General features: G+C 34.9%; 7 protein-coding genes. All 7 read left to right on the forward strand.

The window, feature by feature from the left end:
* Nucleotides 1-490, forward strand: a 490-nt coding sequence (tadA, locus tag GX687_06260) for a Flp pilus assembly complex ATPase component TadA (GenBank protein HHX97040.1), incomplete at its 5' end; no start/stop codon positions are given.
* Between the two features lie 53 nt (nucleotides 491-543).
* Nucleotides 544-1,350, forward strand: coding sequence for a hypothetical protein (locus GX687_06265; protein HHX97041.1), 807 nt, complete (start codon nucleotides 544-546; stop codon nucleotides 1,348-1,350).
* 8 nt (nucleotides 1,351-1,358) lie between these two features.
* Nucleotides 1,359-2,258: a hypothetical protein gene (locus tag GX687_06270; GenBank protein HHX97042.1), complete on the forward strand. Its 900-nt coding sequence runs from the start codon at nucleotides 1,359-1,361 to the stop codon at nucleotides 2,256-2,258.
* A 13-nt stretch (nucleotides 2,259-2,271) separates the two neighbouring features.
* A complete protein-coding gene (locus GX687_06275) occupies nucleotides 2,272-2,481 on the forward strand; it encodes a hypothetical protein (protein ID HHX97043.1) in 210 nt (69 codons plus the stop codon).
* A gap of 1 nt (nucleotide 2,482) precedes the next feature.
* Complete coding sequence (locus GX687_06280; GenBank protein HHX97044.1) at nucleotides 2,483-2,893, forward strand: DUF4320 family protein; 411 nt, start codon at nucleotides 2,483-2,485, stop codon at nucleotides 2,891-2,893.
* 6 nt (nucleotides 2,894-2,899) lie between these two features.
* The gene (locus GX687_06285) at nucleotides 2,900-3,349 is read left to right on the forward strand and encodes a hypothetical protein (GenBank protein HHX97045.1); all 450 of its coding nucleotides are present in this window, start codon (nucleotides 2,900-2,902) and stop codon (nucleotides 3,347-3,349) included.
* A gap of 68 nt (nucleotides 3,350-3,417) precedes the next feature.
* A partial coding sequence (locus tag GX687_06290) for a glycosyltransferase family 2 protein (GenBank protein ID HHX97046.1) occupies nucleotides 3,418-3,839 on the forward strand: 422 nt, incomplete at its 3' end.

Consider the following 3,839-nt stretch of genomic DNA (forward strand, 5'->3'; position numbering starts at 1 on the left):
AACTAAAGTATCTTTGCGGATGCGTCCTTGGAAAATAATTATTGGTGAAGTAAGAGATGGACAGGCAGCCAGACAAGCCCATGAAGCTATGAATACCGGCCATAATTGTTATGTTACTTTACATGCTAGTTCTGCTAGAAATGCGGCTACACGAATCGTGCAATTAGCTGGTGATGGTTACAATGATGAAGCCATTGCCGCACAGCTAGCAGATACCGTGGATTTAATCATTTTTCAACAAAAAATAAAGAAGAGCCGTATTATTACCGAAGTTGTAGAATTAATTGGTTATGAGGGGGCTAAAAAGCCTATCTGTAATACACTTTTTAAATTTGTACAAACCGGAGTAAGTGAGGATGACCATCTTTTAGGATATCATCAGCCACTGGGGGGCATTTCCCAGGCTTTGGCTCATAAATTACGGGTTCAAATGATTCCCGAAAATAGAATAAAAAAATGGCTAAATTTGGGGCAGGTGAAAAGTAGGTGAGTATTAGTCATTTTTCATTCTATATCAGTCTATTATTTTCTATTTGGTTAGGGGTGCTCTACGTTTTTTTGATCCCCAAAAAACAATGGCCAAAAATTAAACCAATTAAAAAATTACAGCAGCAGGCAAAAGGAGTTGGCTGGAAAGTAACTACTGAGGAGTGTTTACTACTTTTGACCCTCAATCTTTTTTTAACCTTAATGGCAGCTGTCATTACTCATAATGCTTTTATCTTGCTGGGTGGTTTTTTGATCGGTTTTTATTTACCCCGCTTTTTAATTGAACGCCAGCGGCAAAAATTGCGTTATCATTTAATTTCTAAATTGGTAGATCCTTTACGTTTACTTCTCTCACGTTTGCCAGAACAAGAAAATATTACTCGGGCTATGGAAATGACCCGTGATGAAATCGCTGATTTAGAAATTAGGGAAATTTTTAATAGTTTTTTGCGGGATATTACCTTAGGGAGCAGTGTACGCGATGCCTTGCTTAATTTAAAAACACAGGTAAATTTTCGTAAATTTGATCTTTATGTAGAGCATCTTTTATATGCTCATTATGAGGGTTTTACCAAAGAAGCCATTGAGGCTCTAGATAAAGCTGTGCAGGCTATAGAATTTGATTTAAGGGCTATTCGAAAGGCTGAAGAACGCAGTCGTGATAAAAAACGTAAACTTCATTTAACCTTGCTGTTGGCTTGGTTTTTCCCTTTAATTCTTTCTTTTGTTAGTACTCATGAGCAAAATGTTTATCTTCATACCTTGCCAGGTAAAATTATTATTTTTGCTTTTGTAATGGGCACAGTCTTTGTTTATATCAAAGGAGAAGAGTTTTTAAGTTTAAATTTTGATGATCTATAGGTGATAAGATGACTGTTTATTTAGGAATAATTTCTTTGGTAATTAGTTTGTTATTTACTTTTTTGGTCAGTTTTTTACTAGGTGATAAGCAAACAGCTCGACAAGCTATTGTCCGTGCTGGGGTTGTTTTATTGACGGAAAAGGAGTTGGCTTTGGCCCGCGAAGATAAATTGACCCGTTATGTTTGGGAGTTAATTGAATTAAGTAAAAAAAGGGTTAATTTAGAAGGTTGGGTTTTAGGTTCCATGCGTAAAATGCTTCATTTAATGGGACGGGAAAAAAGTGCTGAAAAGGAGTTGTCCACTTATTTTGTCAAAGCCCTAGTTTTGGCTTTGCCTATTTTAATTGTACCTTTGATTACCGGTTTTCTTGGTTATGTTTTGCTTTATCCTTTTTTTGTAGGTCTATTAATAGTGCAATTTTACCGTCAATTAAAAAAAGAATATCAGCAATGGCAAGCTCAATTAATTCGCGATTTGCCAGATTTAATAGATAAATTAAGAATTAGTTTTGCTAGTGGCCGTGATTATATTGCTGCTTTTATTCAAATAAGAGATCATTCAGGGATGAAGATGCGGGGTTTGATCGATAAATTAATCAGTGATTTACAGTATTTGCCGCCGGCAAAAGCCTTGGACTTATTTGCGGCCGCTTTTCAAATGCCGGTAGTAGATCGTTTTGTTTCTGCTGTAAAAATTGCCATAAAATATGGTTATCAAGCTGCAGATAATTATTTTCAAACCATTGAAAATGATATTACGGAAATTAGGTGTGTGGTTATTGAAGAATTAACTAAATCCAAACCGGAAAAAATTTATCAATTATATGTTTTAATTTTTGCTTTAGTAATTAGTGCCCTGGCACTTAAGGCCTGGGAACTATTTTCCCAATTGGGAACAATTTTATAGGGGGGCGAAGAGTATGTTTTTAAAACAACAAATTATAATTTTGGAATATTGGCGGCGTTATCTAGCTAATGAAAGAGGGGATCTAGTGGCTACTATTGGTTGGATGGCCGTTACCGCCGTAATTTTGGTATTGATTTACACGATTTTGCAGAAGTGGCTGCCTGATTTTGTGGACGGCATAACTGCTAAATTAGATTCCATAACAAAACCCATTGGTTCCTAAAATGACGACTATTTTTAATACGGAAAAGGGTAGTAGTTGGTTAAGCGGACTTTTTACCTTACTGATTTTAACTATGGTTTTTCTCTTAGGGATAGAAATCGCTTGTTATTTTATCACTTATGGTAAATTGAGGGTGGCGGCTAACGAAACTATGGCTTTAATGAAATTGGAAAATGGTTTTGATTCTAGTATCGAACAATATTTTTATGATTTTTTAAAAATTCAGGGTCTTGATCCTTTACAAGCACAAGTTAAGGTTAAAGGTACTCCTCCCCGTGTACAAAGGGGGGAGATTTTAACCTTAAAAACGGAAATGCCTTATCAGTTCAGGGCTTTAAGACCTATGGGTAGGGAATATCAATTAACTCTGCGGGTGACTGTTTTCGGTTTGGCACAGGAATTTATTCGTTAAAAAGGAATGATGGCTTTGAAACTACCTGTTTGGCTGCTATTGGCTTTAATTGTTTTTTTGTTGGTTATGGATTTATTAACTTTTTGGGTTGTCAGGTTAAATATGACCACTGCTCTTGATTTGGCTTTAGATGCAGCTATGATTGCGGCCATAGAAGAAACCGATTTATTAAGAGGTAAAAGTTTTATTGATGAAACTAAAGCTCAAGTAGTGGCTTTAAAATATTTTCGAGAAAATTTAGCTTTAAATGAACACTTGGAAAATAAATTTTTAAAGAAAACTAATTTTGAACTTAATTTTCGTTCAGACGGTTTGCGCCCCTTAATTTTTGCAGAGGTGAATACTACTGTGGTTACTCATGTGCCCAAATTAGTGGGACGAGAAGGTATTGAAATTACCATTTCACAAGAACAATATTACTTACAGAATTACAAGAATTTGGCACCTACTGGCTAAAACTTGCTATTGCTGTGGCTTATTGATAAAGTGATAAGTAAATAAGCTGTAGGGATGGAGGAGTTTTATTGAAAAAAAAGCGAGTTTTGATTGGTAGTCCGGTTTATCAAAAGCCGGATATTTTAAGTCTTTTTTTGCAGTCACTTAAAAATTTACAGCGGGAAACGGTAAGATTGGATTATGTATTTGTAGATGATAATCTTGACCCTGCTGCTAGTAAATTATTAAAGGATTTTTCCCGAAGTGGTTCTCAAGTAACTATTTTTGACGGAAAAAAAAGGGGCGGTTATCATCGCGATGAGGAAACTCACTATTGGAATTATGCTTTGATGTTAAAAGTAGCCAACTATAAGAACAAAATTATTGAATATGCCTTAAAACAAGATTATGATTATTTGTTTTTTGTAGATTCGGATTTATTATTACATCCTTATTTATTGGAACATTTAAAAGCCTGTAATAAACAAATAATTTCAGAAATTTTTTGGAC

It is taken from the genome of Clostridia bacterium (assembly GCA_012841935.1).
In the GTDB taxonomy this organism is placed as follows: Bacteria; Bacillota; Peptococcia; order DRI-13; family DTU073; genus DUTS01.